Genomic DNA, 18,276 nt, shown 5'->3' with positions numbered 1-18,276 from the left:
GCCCTCCATCCTATTCATTAAAATTTAACGAAAGGTTTTCTTAACCGCCCCCGGATCTCGCATCCCCAATCAGGGGTGGGAATGCCGGGGGAGGGCTGCCCCGCATGCTCGCCTGGCGAGAAACAGGCGTTGACGTCAGTCGCATTTGCCACCAGTCTGCCGGGCGGTCGCCGAGGCAGCGAGGAGGAACTGTTGCGTTCTTGCCCGGCGATCGCAGGTGGACGGATGTCCGGGAGTGAGGAATTCAAGGCATGCAGCAGGTCGGCATCGGCATCATCGGATGCGGCAATATTTCAAGCGCTTATCTCAAGGCGCTCCAGCATTTTCCCATACTCAAGGTCTGCGGCATTGCCGATCTGAACAGTGATCTCGCCGCAAGTCGGGCCGCCGAATACGGTGTGCCGGCGCGCACGATCGACGAACTGCATGCCGATCCGGACGTGCAAATCATCGTCAATCTGACGATCCCCAAGGCGCATGTCGAGGTGGGGCTGAAGGCACTCGCCGCGGGCAAACATGTCTATTCGGAAAAGCCGCTCGGCGTCACCTTTGCGGAGGGCAAGCGGCTGGTCGAGGTGGCCAGATCGCTCAATCTCCGGGTCGGCTCTGCGCCCGATACCTTTCTCGGCGGTGCGCATCAGACAGCGCGCGGGCTGATTGACCAGGGTCTGATCGGCCAGCCGATCGGCGGCACCGCCTACTTCATGTGCCCGGGCCACGAGCGATGGCATCCCAATCCGGATTTCTACTACGAGGTCGGTGGCGGGCCGATGCTCGACATGGGACCCTACTACATCACCGATCTCGTCAATCTCTTCGGCCCGGTCGAGAAGGTGGCGGGCTTTGCCACCAAGGTGCGGGACACCAGAAAGATCGGCAGCGAGCCGCGCCGGGGCGAGACGATCCCCGTGCATGTGCCGACGCATGTCGCAGGGCTTATGTCCTTTGCCAACGGGGCCGTGGTGCAGATTTCGATGAGCTTTGATGTGGCTGCCCACTGGCACAAGCCGCTCGAGGTCTATGGCACCGAGGGCACACTGATCGTGCCGGATCCCAACCATTTCGGCGGCGATGTCTTCGTCCTGCCGCTGACCGGCGAGGCGCAGGGCAAGCCGGTGACGCTGCCTTATGCCGATGGCAACTGGCGCTCGCTTGGCGTCGCCGACATGGCGCATGCCATTCTCTCCGACCGCCCACACCGGGCCAATGGGGATCTCGCGCTGCATGTGCTCGAAGTCATGGAAGCCTTCCAGACGGCCTCCGACCGGGGCGAGACGGTCAAGATCACTACAGCTGTGGAGCGGCCGGCGCCGCTCGACCAATCGCTCGTCGATGGCCTGATTGGCCGCTAAGTTCATTTTCACAAGGATATTTTCATGCGTCAGGTTCTGATTTGCTGGGGCGGCTGGGACGGACACCAGCCCGAACAATGCGCCGCCGTCGTCTCCGACATGCTCCAGGCCGAGGGCTTTTCCGTGCGTGTCGAAGCGGGCACGGAGGCCTTTGCCGATACCGCCATCCGAGACTACAGCCTCATCGTGCCAATGCTGACGATGACCAAGATCGAAAAGCCTGAGATCGAGAACCTGGAGCTTGCCATTCGAGGCGGCGTCGGCCTCGGCGGCTTCCACGGTCAGGCGGGCGACAGCTTTCGCGACTGCGTGCAGTATCAATACATGATCGGCGGCCAGTGGGTCGCCCATCCCGGTAATATCTATGATTACACGGTCGAGATCACCAAGCCGGATGACCCGCTGGTCTCCGGCGTCAGTGATTTTCCCTATCGCTCTGAGCAGTATTACATGCATGTCGACCCCAACAACGAGGTGCTGGCGACGACCACCTTTACCGGCGAGCACGATGCCTGGATCGACGGCCATGTGATGCCGGTCGTCTGGAAGCGACGCCACGGGCAAGGCAGGGTATTCTACTCCTCGCTCGGCCATCAGGCGGCGGAGTTCGAGGGGCCGCAGATGCGGGAGATTGTGCGGAGAGGGTTGGTCTGGGCGGCTCGGTGAGGGCGGACTAGCCGACAAGCCAGGAACGTACGGCCGTCCAGTTGTTCAAGATGACGATGACGGCTGTGGCGATCGACAGCATCGCGGCTGCCTTGCCCATGGTCGGCAGGCTGTCGACGCGGCCTTTCAGCTCGCCGAATTCGATCGCGGAGGGTGCTGCGCGCAGCATTCCCTTGATCTCGGCGGTGTCCTGCAGGACCCGCTTCATGGTGTCTTCGAGAGCTTTGACGCGGTGTTCCATGGCGCCAAATGTGCCACCGCCATCGCTGTCTTTCAAGGCGGCTGCCGGTAGGCTCGCTTGGCGCGAAATGTGACAAGGTGCTACAACCCTCTTGAAGCCCTATATTTAAGATGGATCCAGGGGAGGGGCGTTAGTGGCGTCTATCAAGAAATCACCACAGAAGCTGCGTCGCTATACAGATCTTGCATCGGGCTTACACATACTCCGGGCAAAGAAAATTACGCTGTTGGACCCGTCCCGTTGGGACGATGGGAATGACCGGATGTGTATGGAGCGGTATAAAGAAGCACTAGAGCTCCAAACGCTTCTCGCCATTTGCTTTGCCGACTGCAAGGAAACTTACCACCATTGGCGGGTTTTTACTGTTGGAGCATCCGGTGTGTGCTTCGAGTTCGACCGAGAAAATCTGTGTGAAAGCCTAAGCGGCCTAGACGGCATCAGATGGAGAAATGTGGAATACCGCAAACTCGACATCCTTCGCCCATCTTCCAAGCGGTGGCTTGTAAGTGACTTGCCGTTTCTGAAGCGGGCCCCGTATGAGCCCGAGCAGGAATTGCGGATCATCTACTCTTCCGCAACCGAAGAAGTTAGCGCGTTTGATGTCCCAATCGAAATCAGTTGGATTAAACGGGTGATACTGAGCCCGTGGATGCCGGTTGCGTTGAGGCAATCGGTTATAGAAACGATCAGGGATATCCCTGGATGCCGTACCCTTACTGTCCAAAGCACATCACTCGTCGGAGGTCAGCTATGGCGAGCGAAGGTTCTGGGTGCCGTGGTAGATGGTTCCCAAAAGCGTTGACGCCCTTTAATGGTTTGTTTTGGATCCGAGTTGAAAGAATGTTCGCGTGCTATTTGAGGCCTCCGAGGAGAGGCTGAACGTAGATGGGGCGATACGATTGTGATTTCCGCTGTCAAAATTCTAGAACAGCGTCGCGAACAGCAAAAAGGATCGGTGTTGTTTGACACATGGATCCGGAATAACCGGGAATATCTGGGAAAAAGCGGGATCGATCGAAAAAGCCAAAGAATTTAGCGGTTTACGGCGGCTCAAGCGGCGCAGCGGCGCGGAGCGTTTTGACAGGGCGAATCCCGAAAGTCTGCGGATCACTGTCACGGCCGGCTGGAGCGCGGCAATTCCTCACGAAGTCCTCAGAAACCGTTGAAACGCCTTTGAGGCGTCCTCAAGCCATTGAAAAACAATAGCCGAATAGTTCGTGGGCTGCTGCACACCGTCGCTCAGGAACGCCGCTTCGCATCCCGAAATCCAATTGGCGCTTCCCCAACTCAGGGGAAACGCGACGTGTTCGCCGTCTAAGCCTTTGAAATGTCGAGGGGAAGCGTGGAAAACTGCGCGAAATACGGGCGGCAACGCTTCCCCAGACCCTTCAGTCAAGGAACTCGCATAACGCACATGACGCGACCGAGCGGCACGATGCTTGCGATCTCGTCTCGGGTGTAGGTTTCCGGCGGATAACCGGCGAGCTGGTTGTCCGAGAGCAGGTCGATCCGCTGATCTGCGCGCCATCGCGCGCGCTTGACCTTGATCCCTTCACCAACACGGAAAACGAAAACGCCCCCCTCGACGAGGTGGGTCTTGCTGCGGTCGATGAGGAGCAGCGATCCGTCAGGGATCGTCGGGAGCATGCTTTCGCCTCTGGCAAAGATCACCTGGGATTGATCGGGCGCGGCGCCGAGCCGGCGGAGGAAAGAGCGCGCCAGGATGATGTCATCCTGCTCTTCGTGCTCGTCGACGGGAACCAGGCCTGTGCCTGCGGCGGCGCTGACGTTGTAATGCTTGATCCGGACCATGCCGTCATCGAGTTCGTTGACGACTGCCGGTGCGCGGCTAGCTGCCGGACGCATTTCTCCGTCACCCGAGATCAGCCAGCTCAGGTTCACATCGTACTGGTCTCGCAGCCAAAGCATGAGCTTAGTCGGCAGCTCTGAGAGCCCCTGCTCGTACTTCTCGAATGTCTTTCGAGGGGCTCCGTACGCAAGTGCGAAGTCCTCCCGATTTTTAAATCCCAGTGCTTCTCGCACAGCGATCAGGCGTCGCCCGATCGGCTTCAAATACGCCTTCTCTTCGCTCATCCCCGATGTACCCAAAAAATGGGTTTACATGAACCCAATATTTGGGTACTCCTTCCTGTGTTCGCAGATTTCACCACCCCAAAAAAGGAGGCCGGCCAGGGCCTCCCAGTTGGTATCGAAGGAATTCTTTATGCATCGCGATGCACTCACCGACAAGACCGAGCGAAAAAGGCTCGAAGAGGTCGCCCGGATCAAGGGTCGGCTCATCCTCGCCAAGCTGACGCTTTCGCAAATCGACAAGGCGTATGGTCTCCCTGCAGGTACGGCAGGCAATGCCGTGCATGAGCCTCACCTTGCAGGCGAGCGTGCAATTGCCGCCGCGCTGAAAACCCGTCCCGAAATGCTGTGGCGGACCCGCTACCATGCAGATGGTCGCCGGCTCAGCCCTCAGCCCGCCGCCAATTACCGCAACGGCCGACGTCCCGCCGCTCAGCAGGAGGCGGCGTGATGGTTCTCCTCTCTCTCGTTAAGCGTGGCGCCGGTCGCCGCTGCTCTAGCCTCTCGCGAGTGATCCGCAGGGCAGTCCGCCCCGGCTGTCAGTCCCGGTCAACCGGCGCCACCTGCCAACATTCGCCCGTTTCGATGTCGGTGAAAATGGCGAAGCGTACGGCCAATATCGACATGGTTCCGTTTGTCCCTTCGCTCTCCCCAGCCTGCCGCCTCATCGATGCCGCGCTCGTCTTCAGTGTGGTCTTCGCCGCTCTGGTGGCCGGTGTCTTTTCTCTTCTTCCGGTCCTCGGAGGCTGATTTGAGCCAGAACCCCTACAGCGAAGACGAGCGCCTGGGCGCCATGATCAACGCCACCTTCCGGGCCGTCAGGGCTCACTTCAATCACATCCCAATGCGCGACATCATCGACCCGCCACGTGACATGTTTGACGCCAAGCTGGCGCGCCAGGTGGTGATCTCGATCCTGAATGCCGAATTCACGGTTCCCCGTCGCCGGCTGGTCGCTTTGCTCGGCGTCGCCCGCTGGTCGGTGATGCAGGCCAACCGCGTGGTTCGAAGCCGCCGGGAGGAAGCCTGCTTCGAGCGGGCTTACGAACGGATGGCAACCCGAGCCCACGACATCTTCATGTCGTCGATGCTGGAAGCCGCTGCGGCCCAGGCGGAGGCGGCATAAATGGCGACCTTCAAGACCGTTCCGATTGCCTCGATCCTTGTTGGAGAGCGTGCCCGTCCCATCGACGAGGATCACGCTGCAGCGATTGCTGCATCCATGATGGATCGCGGGCTAATCAACCCGCTCACAGTCCGTTCAACACCGGCTGCCAATGGCGGCAAAACCCCGCTGACACTGGTGGCTGGAGGGCATCGCCTCCGTGCGGCCGAGTTGAACGGATGGGAAGAGATCGATGTCATCGTCGTCTCCGCTGATGCCGTTGAGGCGCAGCTGATCGAGCTTTCCGAGAACATCTACCGCAACGAACTCACTCCCCTGGATCGCGCGCTCTTCGTCCTGAAGTTTCGCGAGATGTACGAGGAGAAGTTCGGCAAGATCGCACGTGGCGGCGATCGGAAATCAAAGGATCACGGTGATCCTTTGATCTTTGCGCCGGGCCGCCAGCTCTCAGAACGAGTTCAGGAGCGTTTGGGCTTCTCCGAGGCCAGCTTCAAGCGGGTTAACCGTATCGGCCAGAAAATTACTCCTGCGCTCCGAGCGGCCGTCCGTGGCACACCTGCCGAGAACGATCAGAAGGAGCTGCTGAAGCTCGCCAAGCTGCCCGCTGACGATCAGGCCCGAGTCGCTGCTGGATTGCGCGAGGGCGCCGATCTCAAGACCATCTGGGGATGGCTGAAGCCGAAGGCCGAGCCAGATGCCGCCACCCTCCAGGACGAAATCTTCCGCAAGATGGTAGCCCTGATTGAGAAGGCCGACGACGAGACACTTGCTCGTATCGTCGAGCATATCGGCGAAAAGCGTGACCTCGGGTTCCTGGAGGCCGCAGAATGAAGCGCGATCCGTCTCAACTCGACTTCTTTCAGGTGCCGGTCTTCGAGGCTCGGTCTGCCGTCGAGCGCATCGACCTGGAACGGTTCCGCTCTCGGCTGAAGCGGGACATGTCCCGCGCCATTCGCGAGTGCCCGTATGACCGGCCAGTGATCGCAGCTCGCATGGCGCAGTATCTCGGTCTCGCCAGCGTCTCGAAGGGCGCGCTCGATGCTTACACCGCCGAGAGCAAGACCGGCCATGACGTGAGCCTGGTCCGGTTCAAGGCCTTCGTTCGGGCCACAGGTGCTGTCTGGCTCTGGGACAGCGTTGTCTCGGAGGACGGCTTAACCCTTCTCCAGGGCGACGAGGCCCGGCTCGCGGAGATCGCTCGTCTTCAGCAGGAGCAAAAGGCTCTTGCGGATCACATTCGTCTCCTGAAGGCCCGCCCGGTCGCGATCCGATCGAGAGGTGAGCGGTCATGAAAGTGTCGCTTGCCAGCCAGATCGCCGCGATCGACGCGATCACCTCGGGCCAATTCCCGATCGTTGCATCCAGCAATTCTAAGCGGGCGCTCCTGCTTGACCAGTTGCAGGCGGTGGCGCTGACGCTTCGCCTCGTGCAGCGCCATGAGGCTGAGATCCGCGCCGCGATCGACGCGAAGAAAGGTAGCCGCCCGTGAAAGAGTGGTTCTCCGTCAAGGAACTCGTCGAGGCGAAGCTTCCCGGTGTCCCGGCTGATGCGAAGCACTTCGACCGGTTTGTGGCCCGCGAGGGTCTACGCTCCGACCTTCGGTACTTCAGGCGCCAGACAGCGCCGAACGGCGGCGTCTATTACGAGTACCACCTGTCCTCTTTGCCCGACGCTGCGAGGCAGAAGCTCGCCTTCATGATGGAGGCTCAAGCCCCAAAAACCGACCGTTCGAAGTCGGCTTGGGCGATCTATGAGCGGCTGACGACTGTTCAGAAGGCACAGTGCGAGCGCCGCCTCAAGGTTCTCCTCGCCGTCGAGACCATGATCCGGGACGGTGCAACATCGGCCCAGGCCATGGCCGCGATCAAGCAGCGCTACGGAGTTTCTCGATCCACCTATCACGAGTGGAGAGCCCTCACGGAAGGCCATGCGCGACAGGACTGGGAAGCTGCACTGGCTCCGTCGACATCGAAAAAGGCGATGGGTGTGGTGACCGAGACCGCCGAGGTGCACCCCATGGCCTGGGACGTCCTGGTCTCGGACTATTTGCGTCCTGAGGGGTCGGCGTTCTCTGCATGCTATCGGCGGATGAAGGCGGTGGCCGAGGCACATGGCTGGGCACCGATCCCTCACGAGCGGACGTTGCGCCGGCACATGGATCTCAAGATCCCCAAAGCGGTGCAGATCCTCTCGCGCAAAGGCAAGGAAGAGGCCCGGAAGCTTATCCCGGCCCAGCAGCGTAGCGTCTCGCACCTGCATGCCATGCAGTATGTGAACACTGACGGTCACAAGCTCGACCTGCATGTCCAGTTCGAAGACGGCCGGCAGGGGCGTCTCTATCTGGTCGGCACTCAGTGCCTGTACTCGCGCAAGATCCTGTCATGGGTGCTGACCGAGGCTGAGACCTGGGAGGCCGTCCGGACCGTCATCGGCAACATGGTCGAACAGCATGGCATCCCGGAACGTCTATACATGGACAACGGCAAGGCCTTCGCCAGCAAGAAGATCTCCGGCGGCGCGAAGTCACGCCATCGTTTTAAGATCACGGAAGACGAAGTTGCCGGGCTTCTGCAGACGCTGGGCATCGACGGACGCTTCGTTAAGCCCCGCCGTGGCCAGTCAAAGCCCGTCGAGCGTGCGTGGGGCGATCTCGCTGAGAACATCTCGAAGCATCCGGATATGGCGGGCGCCTATACGGGGCGAAGCACGCAACACAAGCCGGAAAACTACGGCCAGCGTGCAATCCCCGTCGCCGAACTGGAGGCGCACGTGGCGCGCCAGGTGGCCGAGCACAACGCTCGTCCGGACCGCAGGACAGAGACCGCCAAGGGCAGAAGTTTCGACCAGGTGTTTGAAGCCAGCATGCAGACGCACGGCCAGTTCGTTCGGTTTGCCAGCCCGGCCCAGCGCTCGCTCTGGATGCTCGCCGCAGAGCAGGTCACAGCCCGCAAACCGGATGGCGCCATCCACCTGTTCGGCAACCGCTATCACCAGCAGTTCCTCACTCAGTGGATCGGTCGCAAGGTCACGGTTCGCTTCGACCCGGCCGACCTGCACGGGGCGATCAAGGTCTACGATCCGGAAGGACGTTTCCTGGGCGAAGCGGATTGCGTTGCCAAGGTTGGCTTCGATTGCCAGGCGGCAGCTCGTGAGCGGGCGCGCGCCGAGAGCGATCACATGCGCTCCCTGAAGGCCCAGAAGACGGCAGCACGTCGCCTGACCGATCTGGACCTCAAGGAACTGAATGCCAAGGCCGACAAGATGAAGCCCCAGCCAAAGACCCCAAAGGCTCCGACGGTCACTCGACTTGTGACCCGATCAGCGGTGCTGACGAAGTTGGAGCCTGCGGTGTCGGAGGAGGTCGAGAGCTTCGACGACAAGTTCAATGCCGGCATGGATCGCATACTTGGCGACGCCGACATCATCCTATTCCCCAACCGGGAATAGCCCGAAGAGTGCTGCGTTCGGGCTCATCAAGGAGCCGATTTTGTACCGCGTACGGTTCCACAAAAAAGAAAGGCAGGCCCGAGAGCCTGCCGAAAGTCAAAAGCATAGGAACCCAAATAGATGAAAAATCCGATCAACACAACCGGCGCCTGGATCATTCCGCAGCCCAGCACCGAGTTCACGGTCAAGCATCAACCGGCGGAGGTCGATCGCTGGCGCAAGCTGCTCGGCGCAGTCATCGAGCTTTCCAAGCTCAATGGCTGGTCGAAGGCCGAGGTGCGCCGTCGCACGGGAATGGCGGAAGCCACCTTCAGCCAGTGGACGAACGGCAACTATGCCGGCGTTCTGTCCAATCTCAACGACCAGATCAGCACCTGGCTGGACAACCTGGAAGAAAGCTCGCGGATCGCCGCAACGCTCCCGGTCTCGCCGCGATACCTGAAGACGCCGACAGGCGAGGACGTGGTCAAGACCCTCCTCTTCGCCCAGATCAGTGCTGGCATGGTCATGGTGACCTTGCCTTCAGGCTCCGGCAAGACGACAGCGGCCAAGCACTTCCGTGACTATCGTCCGCATGTCTTCATGGTAACGGCCAGCCCGCACACGAAGACCATCCACGGGATCCTCGTCGATATCGCCGAGGAGCTGCAGGTGACCGAGCATAATCCCACACGGCTTGTGCGGACCATCGGTCGCAAGTTGCAGCGCATCGGTGAGGGCTCGCTCCTTATCGTGGACGAGGCCCAGAACCTTGTTCCAGACGCGATCAACCAGCTGCGCCATTTCGTCGACATCAACAATTGCGGGCTGGCGCTCCTCGGCAACGAGGACACCGGAACCTCTTTCTTCAACGATCGGAGCAAGTCGGTGATGAGCCGGGCTCAGGTCGCGACCCGCTTTGACCGTCGCCTGAAGCGGGAGAACAACCCGCAGCTCGGCGCTGAGATGCTGATCTCAGCCTGGGGCGTCGATGACGAAGACTGCGTGAAGTTCCTCAAGGTCATCGCCCAGAAGCCGGGAGCCTTGCGCAATATCGACCGCACCATAAAGGCCGCGCTGATTTCTGGCCTCTCCGGTGGCGAAGATCTCACGCTGCCCTTGCTGCGCGATGCCTGGAAGAACCGTGACCTGGGAGACATCGCATGACGATCAGTCTCGCTATGGAACTGGATGCGATCGCATCCGACTTCAAAGGTCGCAGCGCCGACGTGCCGGTCGCGGAGATCATCGAGACGGGGGTGTTTATCAGCGCCCTCAGCTCGTTGGCACAGCGTATCGAGCTGGAGCTTTCGATCTTCCGCGACATGGAGGCCGGTGGTCAGGCACGTCGGAGCATGGAGCTGGCTGCTACTGAGCAGCTCGAAGACATGATCGCTGATGCCAAGGGCAAGATCATCCGTCCGGATTTCGGGAAGGGAGGCCGCTCATGAACAGCGCTCCTCTCGTCTCCGACCTGGTCGGGTCCATCATCAAGACGTTCCGCGCCTTCGAGGGAACCGGAGTTCAACTGGCTCCGCAGGCTGTCTTGACGCTCATTCGCAATCTGCGGACTGTCCAGGAGCTTGCTCGTGATGCCGAGCAAGAGGCTGGGATCCAGATCGAGCTGGCGCGGATGGAAGCCGGCCGGCAGGCAACCCGCGACCAGCGGTTTGCCGACCGCGTCGACGGTCAGATTGGCGGCAATGTCGTCCGGCTGCCGACGCGTCTCCGGACCATCCAGCACAGCCCTGACGGAGGTGACGCGGCATGACCGACGATCACATCCTCGTCCTGGCCGAGATCCGTATCCCGCTTGATCGCATCGTCGATCAGGTCGGGGCCGGCGTCTCCAGCACTCTGGTCGGAGCCAGCACCAACCCGAAGAGCGGCACCAAGAAGAGCCGCACCTTCTTCGTCATGCAGCGCGTCGAACAGGTCGTCGCCGCCTTCGATCACCAACAGCTCGCCAGCGGTACCGCTGGCGAGAAGGAAGCCCGCCAGCGCCTGCATGACGCACTCCTGCGGCTGCGCACGTCCTACCTCAAGCACAAGGTGTCCTGATCATGGAAGCCGTCATCATTGAAGAGAAGCCAGAAGCCGGTGTGGTCGTTGTGACCGGCCGCGAATACATGCACGACGCCAAGGGCCACCTCGTGCCCGTCGTCAATATCAAGGCCGAGGACAAGCTCGAAGACGAGATGGTCCGCAAGATCATCGGCTTTGCCCGCGCACTCAATGCGCAGATCACTCGGTTTCGGGATCACACCATGGCCGATATCACCGCCTTCGATCAGCTGCTCGCCCAGGAGTATGGTGCAACAGTCGGCGGCAAGAAGGGCAATAAGACCTATTCATCCTTCGACGGCCTGATGCGTGTCCAGGTGCAGGTTGCCGACCAGATCGCCTTCGGTCCGCAGTTGCAGATCGCCAAGGGGCTCATCGATGAATGCCTGAACGAATGGTCGGCCGACAGCCGGCCGGAGATCCAGTCGATCGTTACACGTGCCTTCAACACGGACAAGGAAGGCCAGATCAACAAGTCGGAGCTGTTTATGCTGCTCCGCCTGGAGATCGATGACGATCGCTGGAACCGTGCCATGGACGCGATCCGCTCCTCCATCCGGGTTACCGGCTCTAAGGAGTATGTGCGCTTTTACACCCGCGAGACGATCGAAGAGGGCTGGACCGCCATCACGATCGACCTCGCCAAGGCGTGAGGTGGGGCGATGGCGAAGAAAACCACTCCCCGGAAAAAGCCGGTCACAGTCACCATGAAACTCAACAGGGACGGGACGATGACCCTTCGTTCCACCGGTGGCTTTGACCTGCGGAAAATCCTTCCACTAACTGCGAAAAAGGACGAAGTGTAATGGCACTCGATTTCCTGAGGCTCGGCGGGATCATCATCGTCCTCGCGACCATCATTGTCGCCGGCATCAAGGCCTGGAAGGGTCATGAAGGCGCGACTTTCGCTCTCTTCTTCGCGCTCCTCATGACAGGAGTGATTTTCTCATGAGCGCTGCAGTCGTCACCCTCGTTGCCCAGAGCAACTGCCCGATCTGCGGAAGTCAGATCACCAGCGGAGGCGGCGGTGTCGCCTTCGCCTCCGCCACCTTTGCTTGCGGCTGTGAGCTGCAGACCGCCAATGGCCAGATCGTGATCGGCACACCGTGTCCGGCGCCGAGCTATGTGGCCGTGCGGGCGCTTAACGAGACCTTCGCTTCTGAGATGCCAACGCCTCCCGGTAACCAGATCCGGACAGCGGAGTGCGATGGCGAGGACGCCGTGCCAGGGACCGGGCAGCTGCCGGTAGGCACGGCGTCCAACCTATTACGCGGCGATCGTGCCGAGCGGATGGCCAATCCGCACAGGCCGCAGATGAAGTCTGCGGAAGAGCGCGCAGCCTGTGCAGAAGCGCGGGCTGCTAGAAGTGGAGGTGCGGCATGACCGAACTCACCCGTCGGGAGCGCATCCGGGCCATCGTCATCGACGAATACAAGCGCGATGGTCACGAGATCGTCGAGCATGAGGGCGAGGCCTATGCACGCCTGGTCGAGAATACGAAACGCGGGGCCTTGGTGCTTGCCGAGTTCAACCTCGACACGCTGGCCAGCCAGATCGACAGGAGGCTTCCATGACCTCCTCGATCGCCGCCATCCACGTTGCCAAGAAGCAGCTCTGCCTGGATGAGGACACCTACCGGGCCAAGCTCACCAACATCACCGGCAAGTCGTCGGTGAAGGATATGACCGAGCAGGAGCGCCAGCGCGTCCTGACCGTTCTGCGCAACGACGGCTTCAAGCCGGCCGAGGGCAAGGAGAAGGTGAAGGGGCTGACGGGCAAGTATGCCAAGAAGCTCCAGGCGCTCTGGATCGCCGGCTACAATCTCGGCGTCGTCAAGGATCGCCGGGACACGGCGCTGCTGGCCTTCGTCAAGCGCCAAACCGGTCTCGATCATACCCGATTCCTGCATTACGCCGACGACGGCCGGGCCGCGATCGAGGCGCTGAAGGGCTGGCTGAAGCGTGAAGCCGGCGTCGGCTTCGGCAACACCAATGGATACGAGTGGCTGCAGCGCGATGGTGCAAAGATCGCATGGGCGCAGTGGCGCATTCTTCATCCAGGCGCGGGCCTCATTACCCGCCAGGGCTTCGACCAAGAGGCCATCCGTCTCTCCGGCCGGCAAGACGCGCAGGTGCTCAGCCACCTTGTCGATAGCGACTGGCAGCGGGTGATGAACGCACTGGGCGAGCGTGTCCGTGCGGCGAAAGGCGGTGCGTGATGGCGAAGCTTCTCTGCACCCACTGCGGCCAGCCCATGGGCGACTTTTCCGGGATAGACATCGCCGAGCTCACCCGCACGGAGACCCTGATCCTGGAAGCTCTCGTGGCTGGGCGGCATCGTTTCACGCCGATGACCTCACTGGTCGACGCCGTTTATGGGGATCGTCCGGATGGCGGTCCTCTGGACCCGTCGAACGCGATCAAGGTGGTTATCTCTCGCATGCGGCCGAGGCTCTCCACGCTTGGCTGGACCGTCGAGCTTCGCTGGGGTGTCGGCTATCGGCTGCAACGCCTCGACGATCGAAAGGCGGTGGCGTGATGAGCACCGTCCACGTCATGAACCAACGCCACCAGGCGGCCGACAGCCTGGACTATTTCCCGACGCCGCCCTGGGCGACCCGCGCCATGCTACACGAGGTGTTGATCCCTCGGCAGAACTTCTGGTTCCCTCTCTCGGAGATGACTGCGCTCGATCCGTGCTGCGGCGGTGGCCATATGGTCGTGCCGCTGCGCGAGGTTTTCCGCCAGGTCGAGTATTCGGACGTCCATGATTGGGGCTTCAATCCGCCGATCCGTGATTTCACCTTCGAGAGCCGGGCAAGCCTTGAAGCCGATGGCCGTATCGTGCCCGATTGGCTCTTCGTCAACCCGCCTTTCAACATCGCTCAAAGCTTCTTCGACACCGCTTTGAAGATCGCTCGGCGCGGCGTTGCCTTCTTCGTCCGCGTCTCCTGGCTTTCCGGCCAGGAGCGGTATAGCCTGATTTACGGTCCGAACCCGCCTACCTTCGTGGTGCATTTCGCCGAGCGCGTGTCGCTGATGGAAGGTGTCTGGGATCCCGAGCTTTCCAGCGCCACGGACTATGTCTGGCTTGCATGGGTGGACGGCATGCCGCCGCAGCCACCGATCTGGCTGCGTCCAGGCATGGAGAAAACCTACACGAAGCAGAGCGACATGGCACTCGCCACACCTGGCGAGGCGAAGCGTCGGCTGGCCAAGCGCAAGGAAGAAGCCTCGCGCGTCGCGGCAGAAAAGGTGGGTGCGTGATGGCAGACCTGTTTGGACCCGAAGCGCGTTGGACCGCGATCCTGTCGCTTTGCGAGACCTATCGCTACGAGCTGGAGAGGATCTGGGACGGAAGCAAGCCAATCCTCGTCGTCTGCATGCTCAACCCGAGCCGCGCGGATGCGAAGGTGAACGATCAGACGGTTCTGGCTCTTACTCACTTTGCCACTCTTTGGGGCTACGGCGGCATTCGGATCGTCAATCTCTACGCATTCCGCGCTTCTCAACCGAAGGAGATGTTCCGCCAGGTCGAAGGCGTTCGCAGCGGGCCGGACAACTCCAAGCACCTGCAGGCCGCTATCGAGTTCTCGAAGACGCAAGGTGGCCGGATGCTTGTCGCATGGGGCTGTGGCGGAGAACTCGACGGCTTGGATAAGTGGTTCGCCAATCGGGCGGTCTCTCAAGGCGTCACTTTGATCTGCCTCGGTCGGACAAAGGACGGCCATCCCAAACATCCAATGGCCCGTGGCCAGCACCGCATTCCCCGCGATCAGCAACCCATAGTCTACCTGGAGGCTTGGAACTAATGGTCGCCTACGGCTTCAAGAAGTATTTCGCGCCTCAGATCGAGGACGGTAGCAAGGGCCATACCATCCGGGGTCACCGACGTCGTCACGCCCATGTCGGCGAGCCGGTGCAGCTCTTCACTGGCCTGCGCACCCGCCATTGCCGAAAGATCATCCCGGACCCGATCTGCATCGCTGTCCTGCCGATCGTCATCATGTCGTCGGATCTGATCGAGGCCGGCATTGCCTACATCGAGGTTGACGGGACGCCGCTGCACCGGGACGAGATCGAAGCGTTTGCCGTCTCTGATGGTTTCGATCCCACTCGCCTGCAGGGCATCGCACCGCCCAAGCTGATCGGTGCTTCCGCCCGTGAAACCATGGGGCGCTTCTGGGCAGCCGAAAATCCCGGTTCGATCTTCCAGGGCGTCATCATCCGTTGGGAGGCTCGACCCTGATGGCCACCGCGCTGCCGCTCTTCGACGCCATGGAGCTGGACAAGATCCGGCGTGAGCGCCTGGAGCTGCAGCGCAAGCTTCAACGCGGCAGTGTGGATGTCCGCACCCGCATTCACCGCGAAGAGCAGCTGCGCATGCTGACCGCCCGACAGATTGAGATCGAGCTTCGCCTCGGCATAGCGGGGAAGAGATGAGCGAAGATCTGGTTGGCGAGCTTATGACGACGCTGGGCGACGAAGGCTTCTTCGCCCTGGTCGAAGCGCATGCCGGCATGCGGCTTTACGTGCCCGCAGATCCGGGCCGCTCGGAGCTTCCGCAAACGATCGGATTTGATCATGCAGCCCGTCTTTCCAAACTCTATCCGGGCGGCTATATCAAGGTTCCGCTTGCTCGCGAGTTTCGTGCGCTCCGGTACCGCGAAGCAGGCCTCGGCAACCGCGATATCGCCCGGCGTCTCGGTTTGACCGAAAGTGGTGTGGAGCGTCTCATCAGGCGAGCGCGTTCAGCCAATCCAGGACGGGGCGAAAAGCCCGCCGATCCACGACAAATGGACCTCTTCTAGCCTGCCGCCCACGTTGGCGGGCATGCCTCGACGCGCAACCTGCCGTTACTTTCGCTCCAGATCACTAGCCCGTTCGGCCAGTCTCATTTCTGGAGCCCATCATGACAAGATCCGTTAGCCCGAAAGGGCGAGAGTTCCTCTACGCTCACGAGGGCGTGGTGAAGAAGGCCTATCGCTGCCCGGCCGGGATCTGGACGATCGGCGCTGGCCTGACGACGGCATCGGGCGTCATTACCGTTAAGCCCGGCATGGTCATCACCGAGGCTGAGAATGATCGCCTGGTAGATCTTGCCCTGAAGCGAAACTATCTACCGCGCGTCCTGAAGGCTCTCGGCGACAGCTGCAGCCAGCACGCGCTCGATGCCGGCACGAGCTTCGACTACAACACCGGCAAGATCCATTCTGCTTCCTGGGTCAAATCCTTCCTTTCGAATGATCCGATCGACACACGCCGCCGCCTGCTGATGTGGAATAAGGGCAACGGCAAGGTGATGCCTGGTCTGACACGGCGCCGTGCCGAGGAAGCAACCCTTCTTCTCGACGGCCGCTTCCCGGCCGAAATCGAGCGTTCGGTCACGGGTATCCAGACGCCGGTCGACTCGCGGATTGGCTCCCATGCAGCAATCGTGATTTCACTGACGACGGCCGAGATCGAGGAAGCCAAGAAGGCGCTGGTGAAACTTGGCTACAATGCCGGCGCGCCGACCGGTGCCATTGACCGCGTTGCCGTCGAGATGTTCCAGAAGGCCCATGACCTGACGGTTGACGGCAAGGTCGGGATGGCCACGCTCGCCACCCTTCAGCGTGAACTCGATGCCCGCTCGAAGGCAGCTCAAGGCTCCGTTGCGACGGCTGGCGGTGCTGGCGTGGCAGGCGGCGACCAGGTCGCCGGAGCTGTCACCGGGCCTGCACCCGTCGATCCTTCTGCCGTAGCCCCCGATCAGATCGCCACGGCTATCGGCCTCGGCGTTGCAGCCGTCGCAATCCTCTATCTCGCCTGGCAGGCCTACCGGTACCGCGACGTCATAGCCGCGCGGATCGCCGATAAGGCTCCCCGTGTTGCAACCTTCCTCCGGAGCTTCTGACATGTCTGCATCCGCAGTGATCCTCGGCATGGCCGCCAAGATCGGGGCTCCGATCATCAAGAGCATCATTGAGAAGAAGATCGGCGGCGTGAGCGGCGATCTGGCCGGCGCCGTCATCGACGCTGTTGCCGAGAAGGCTGGAGTTGCGCCCGACCAGCTATCGGCGGCACCCGTCAGCAAGATCGAAGAGGCCGTGCGCCAGGTGGAGGCGGAAGCGCCCGAGATGATCGCGCTCTATGAGGCGGGTCTAAAGGGGCAGTTCGAGCTGCTCCAGGCCGAGCTGCAGGAAGGGTTCTGGCAGAGCGCCTGGCGCTGGGGCTGGATGTATCTGCTCGCCTTCCTCTGGGTCTGCGCTTTCCTTCTTTTTCCGGTGCTGAAGGCCTTCGGTGTCGCTCTTGACCCGATCGACAGCGCCACTCTCATGACGCTCACTGGCTGGTTTATTAGCCTCTACATGGGCGGTCATACTGTGAAGGAAATCGGGCGCCAGGCGGTTGAGGCGGTCAAGACCTGGCGGGGTCCGAATGTACAGTGATTTCGACCGCGAGATCGGTGAAGAGCGGGTCGAACAGGAACGCCAGGCGAAACTGAATGCTGCCCGAAAGGCGTTAAAGCAGATGGGCACCGAGGAGTGCGTCGATTGCGGCGCCTCCATCTCGCTTGCCCGCCGCCAAGTCTACCCGTCTGCCACCCGTTGCCTGGAATGCCAGGAGATGACCGAGAAGGAAGCCTATCTCCGATGACCCCAGCCGAATACCTGCTTTACGTCAACACCGCGCTGGCGTCCCTCGCTCTCCTTGGACACCTTAAGGGCTATTTCTCTTCTGGCGAAAAGACACTCAGCGAGAAGCTGCTATCGATCGAGAAGAAGATGGATGAGCGTCTCTCAAAGGCGGAGAGCAAGCTCATCGAATACGACCGCCGCATCCAGGCGATCGAAGGGGAAATCAAGCATCTGCCGGACCGGTCGACAACGCACCGGATGGAACTCGCGATGAGCGAGATCAACGGCAAGCTGAACGTCATGGCCGAGCGCCTGAAGCCAATCGAGGCGATCGGGGAAAGACTGCAAGAGACTTTGATGGAGCAAGCACGCAAATGAGTGATCTCGCCATGGATTACGCACAGATCATGCAGGAAGAAGCCCGGCTGATCATCCTCAAGGCTCTCGGCGAACAGACCAATGAGAGCCTCAATTCTTCCATTCTGGAGCCGGTGCTTGCCCAGTTTGCGATCCACATGCCGCGCGCCTGGGTGCATCAGCAGATCGACTACCTCGAACTGATGAGCGCCGTGAAGGTGGTCAATGCTGGCACGGTGAAGATCGCCACGCTGACCGAACTTGGACGGCGCCATCTTGATCGGCACTATGTCATCGAAGGCGTCAAGCGTCCGTCGCGGCCGGGAGCCTGACC

The 18,276-nt window shown here is 61.1% G+C and carries 32 protein-coding genes; 30 read left to right on the top strand and 2 right to left on the bottom strand.

The features are described 5' to 3' along the window. Positions 1-251 precede the first annotated feature (251 nt). A complete protein-coding gene (locus D4A92_RS00575; protein ID WP_203017422.1) occupies positions 252-1,352 on the top strand; it encodes a Gfo/Idh/MocA family protein in 1,101 nt (366 codons plus the stop codon). 24 nt (positions 1,353-1,376) lie between these two features. Then, positions 1,377-2,018 carry a ThuA domain-containing protein gene (locus tag D4A92_RS00570; protein WP_203017420.1) on the top strand — a complete coding sequence of 214 codons (642 nt, stop codon included), beginning with the start codon at positions 1,377-1,379 and terminating at the stop codon, positions 2,016-2,018. 7 nt (positions 2,019-2,025) lie between these two features. On the opposite strand, the gene D4A92_RS00565 is transcribed toward D4A92_RS00570, so the two are convergent. Beyond that, a complete protein-coding gene (locus tag D4A92_RS00565; protein WP_203017418.1) occupies positions 2,026-2,295 on the bottom strand; it encodes a hypothetical protein in 270 nt (89 codons plus the stop codon). A 97-nt stretch (positions 2,296-2,392) separates the two neighbouring features. Between D4A92_RS00565 and D4A92_RS00560 the strand changes: the two genes are divergently transcribed. Next, complete coding sequence (locus D4A92_RS00560) at positions 2,393-3,061, top strand: hypothetical protein (RefSeq protein WP_203017416.1); 669 nt, start codon at positions 2,393-2,395, stop codon at positions 3,059-3,061. A 590-nt stretch (positions 3,062-3,651) separates the two neighbouring features. Here the strand turns inward: D4A92_RS00560 and D4A92_RS00555 are convergent. Then, the gene (locus D4A92_RS00555) at positions 3,652-4,353 is read right to left on the bottom strand and encodes an XRE family transcriptional regulator (protein ID WP_203017414.1); all 702 of its coding nucleotides are present in this window, start codon (positions 4,351-4,353) and stop codon (positions 3,652-3,654) included. Between the two features lie 130 nt (positions 4,354-4,483). On the opposite strand from D4A92_RS00555, the gene D4A92_RS00550 reads away from it, so the two are divergent. The 27 genes from D4A92_RS00550 to D4A92_RS00420 all read left to right on the top strand — a co-directional run bounded on the left by D4A92_RS00550 (position 4,484) and on the right by D4A92_RS00420 (position 18,274). Then, positions 4,484-4,801 (top strand): helix-turn-helix domain-containing protein, encoded by a 318-nt coding sequence (locus D4A92_RS00550; RefSeq protein ID WP_203017412.1) that lies wholly within the window; start codon positions 4,484-4,486, stop codon positions 4,799-4,801. A gap of 146 nt (positions 4,802-4,947) precedes the next feature. Then, entirely contained in the window at positions 4,948-5,100 is a 153-nt protein-coding gene (locus D4A92_RS00545) for a hypothetical protein (RefSeq protein ID WP_203017410.1), read from the top strand. Between the two features lies 1 nt (position 5,101). Then, positions 5,102-5,476 (top strand): hypothetical protein, encoded by a 375-nt coding sequence (locus D4A92_RS00540; protein ID WP_246753997.1) that lies wholly within the window; start codon positions 5,102-5,104, stop codon positions 5,474-5,476. After that, entirely contained in the window at positions 5,477-6,307 is an 831-nt protein-coding gene (locus D4A92_RS00535; RefSeq protein ID WP_203017406.1) for a ParB N-terminal domain-containing protein, read from the top strand. Continuing rightward, entirely contained in the window at positions 6,304-6,768 is a 465-nt protein-coding gene (locus D4A92_RS00530) for a hypothetical protein (protein ID WP_203017404.1), read from the top strand. The genes D4A92_RS00535 and D4A92_RS00530 overlap by 4 nt, the downstream gene beginning before the upstream one ends. Next, on the top strand, positions 6,765-6,965 hold the full coding sequence (locus D4A92_RS00525; RefSeq protein ID WP_203017402.1) for a hypothetical protein: 201 nt from the start codon (positions 6,765-6,767) through the stop codon (positions 6,963-6,965). The genes D4A92_RS00530 and D4A92_RS00525 overlap by 4 nt, the downstream gene beginning before the upstream one ends. After that, positions 6,962-8,923: a transposase domain-containing protein gene (locus tag D4A92_RS00520; RefSeq protein WP_203017400.1), complete on the top strand. Its 1,962-nt coding sequence runs from the start codon at positions 6,962-6,964 to the stop codon at positions 8,921-8,923. Before D4A92_RS00525 ends, D4A92_RS00520 begins: the two co-directional genes overlap by 4 nt. Before the next feature lie 120 nt (positions 8,924-9,043). Further along, positions 9,044-10,069, top strand: a complete 1,026-nt coding sequence (locus D4A92_RS00515; protein ID WP_203017398.1) for an AAA family ATPase — start codon at positions 9,044-9,046, stop codon at positions 10,067-10,069. After that, complete coding sequence (locus D4A92_RS00510; RefSeq protein ID WP_203017396.1) at positions 10,066-10,353, top strand: hypothetical protein; 288 nt, start codon at positions 10,066-10,068, stop codon at positions 10,351-10,353. The genes D4A92_RS00515 and D4A92_RS00510 overlap by 4 nt, the downstream gene beginning before the upstream one ends. Then, positions 10,350-10,673: a hypothetical protein gene (locus tag D4A92_RS00505; protein ID WP_203017394.1), complete on the top strand. Its 324-nt coding sequence runs from the start codon at positions 10,350-10,352 to the stop codon at positions 10,671-10,673. Before D4A92_RS00510 ends, D4A92_RS00505 begins: the two co-directional genes overlap by 4 nt. Continuing rightward, the gene (locus tag D4A92_RS00500) at positions 10,670-10,963 is read left to right on the top strand and encodes a hypothetical protein (RefSeq protein WP_203017392.1); all 294 of its coding nucleotides are present in this window, start codon (positions 10,670-10,672) and stop codon (positions 10,961-10,963) included. Before D4A92_RS00505 ends, D4A92_RS00500 begins: the two co-directional genes overlap by 4 nt. 2 nt (positions 10,964-10,965) lie before the next feature. Continuing rightward, positions 10,966-11,619 carry a DUF3164 family protein gene (locus tag D4A92_RS00495; RefSeq protein WP_203017390.1) on the top strand — a complete coding sequence of 218 codons (654 nt, stop codon included), beginning with the start codon at positions 10,966-10,968 and terminating at the stop codon, positions 11,617-11,619. Positions 11,620-11,771: 152 nt separating this feature from the next. Beyond that, on the top strand, positions 11,772-11,918 hold the full coding sequence (locus tag D4A92_RS00490) for a hypothetical protein (protein WP_203017388.1): 147 nt from the start codon (positions 11,772-11,774) through the stop codon (positions 11,916-11,918). Then, positions 11,915-12,349 (top strand): hypothetical protein, encoded by a 435-nt coding sequence (locus D4A92_RS00485; protein ID WP_203017386.1) that lies wholly within the window; start codon positions 11,915-11,917, stop codon positions 12,347-12,349. Before D4A92_RS00490 ends, D4A92_RS00485 begins: the two co-directional genes overlap by 4 nt. Beyond that, complete coding sequence (locus D4A92_RS00480; RefSeq protein ID WP_203017385.1) at positions 12,346-12,540, top strand: hypothetical protein; 195 nt, start codon at positions 12,346-12,348, stop codon at positions 12,538-12,540. The genes D4A92_RS00485 and D4A92_RS00480 overlap by 4 nt, the downstream gene beginning before the upstream one ends. Further along, positions 12,537-13,184, top strand: coding sequence for a gp16 family protein (locus tag D4A92_RS00475; RefSeq protein WP_203017384.1), 648 nt, complete (start codon positions 12,537-12,539; stop codon positions 13,182-13,184). The genes D4A92_RS00480 and D4A92_RS00475 overlap by 4 nt, the downstream gene beginning before the upstream one ends. Further along, entirely contained in the window at positions 13,184-13,504 is a 321-nt protein-coding gene (locus tag D4A92_RS00470) for a helix-turn-helix domain-containing protein (RefSeq protein WP_203017383.1), read from the top strand. Before D4A92_RS00475 ends, D4A92_RS00470 begins: the two co-directional genes overlap by 1 nt. Then, on the top strand, positions 13,504-14,232 hold the full coding sequence (locus tag D4A92_RS00465; RefSeq protein ID WP_203017382.1) for an SAM-dependent DNA methyltransferase: 729 nt from the start codon (positions 13,504-13,506) through the stop codon (positions 14,230-14,232). The genes D4A92_RS00470 and D4A92_RS00465 overlap by 1 nt, the downstream gene beginning before the upstream one ends. Beyond that, on the top strand, positions 14,232-14,777 hold the full coding sequence (locus tag D4A92_RS00460) for a DUF1643 domain-containing protein (protein ID WP_203017381.1): 546 nt from the start codon (positions 14,232-14,234) through the stop codon (positions 14,775-14,777). Before D4A92_RS00465 ends, D4A92_RS00460 begins: the two co-directional genes overlap by 1 nt. Continuing rightward, entirely contained in the window at positions 14,777-15,214 is a 438-nt protein-coding gene (locus D4A92_RS00455; protein WP_203017380.1) for an ASCH domain-containing protein, read from the top strand. Before D4A92_RS00460 ends, D4A92_RS00455 begins: the two co-directional genes overlap by 1 nt. After that, on the top strand, positions 15,214-15,408 hold the full coding sequence (locus tag D4A92_RS00450) for a hypothetical protein (protein ID WP_203017379.1): 195 nt from the start codon (positions 15,214-15,216) through the stop codon (positions 15,406-15,408). Before D4A92_RS00455 ends, D4A92_RS00450 begins: the two co-directional genes overlap by 1 nt. Then, positions 15,405-15,776, top strand: coding sequence for a sigma-70 region 4 domain-containing protein (locus tag D4A92_RS00445; RefSeq protein ID WP_203017378.1), 372 nt, complete (start codon positions 15,405-15,407; stop codon positions 15,774-15,776). Before D4A92_RS00450 ends, D4A92_RS00445 begins: the two co-directional genes overlap by 4 nt. 101 nt (positions 15,777-15,877) lie before the next feature. Continuing rightward, complete coding sequence (locus D4A92_RS00440) at positions 15,878-16,861, top strand: glycoside hydrolase family protein (RefSeq protein ID WP_203017377.1); 984 nt, start codon at positions 15,878-15,880, stop codon at positions 16,859-16,861. A 1-nt stretch (position 16,862) separates the two neighbouring features. Then, positions 16,863-17,396, top strand: a complete 534-nt coding sequence (locus D4A92_RS00435) for a hypothetical protein (protein WP_203017371.1) — start codon at positions 16,863-16,865, stop codon at positions 17,394-17,396. Then, on the top strand, positions 17,386-17,604 hold the full coding sequence (locus D4A92_RS00430; RefSeq protein WP_203017370.1) for a TraR/DksA C4-type zinc finger protein: 219 nt from the start codon (positions 17,386-17,388) through the stop codon (positions 17,602-17,604). Before D4A92_RS00435 ends, D4A92_RS00430 begins: the two co-directional genes overlap by 11 nt. Continuing rightward, positions 17,601-17,963 carry a DUF2730 family protein gene (locus D4A92_RS00425; protein ID WP_203017369.1) on the top strand — a complete coding sequence of 121 codons (363 nt, stop codon included), beginning with the start codon at positions 17,601-17,603 and terminating at the stop codon, positions 17,961-17,963. Before D4A92_RS00430 ends, D4A92_RS00425 begins: the two co-directional genes overlap by 4 nt. Further along, positions 17,960-18,274 (top strand): VpaChn25_0724 family phage protein, encoded by a 315-nt coding sequence (locus D4A92_RS00420; protein WP_203017368.1) that lies wholly within the window; start codon positions 17,960-17,962, stop codon positions 18,272-18,274. Before D4A92_RS00425 ends, D4A92_RS00420 begins: the two co-directional genes overlap by 4 nt. The last annotated feature ends 2 nt before the right edge of the window (positions 18,275-18,276 follow it).

It is taken from the genome of Rhizobium rosettiformans (genome assembly GCF_016806065.1).
In the GTDB taxonomy this organism is placed as follows: domain Bacteria; phylum Pseudomonadota; class Alphaproteobacteria; order Rhizobiales; family Rhizobiaceae; genus Allorhizobium.
The sequence above is the reverse complement of the archived record's forward strand: the minus strand, read 5'-3'. Positions and strand labels throughout refer to the sequence as shown.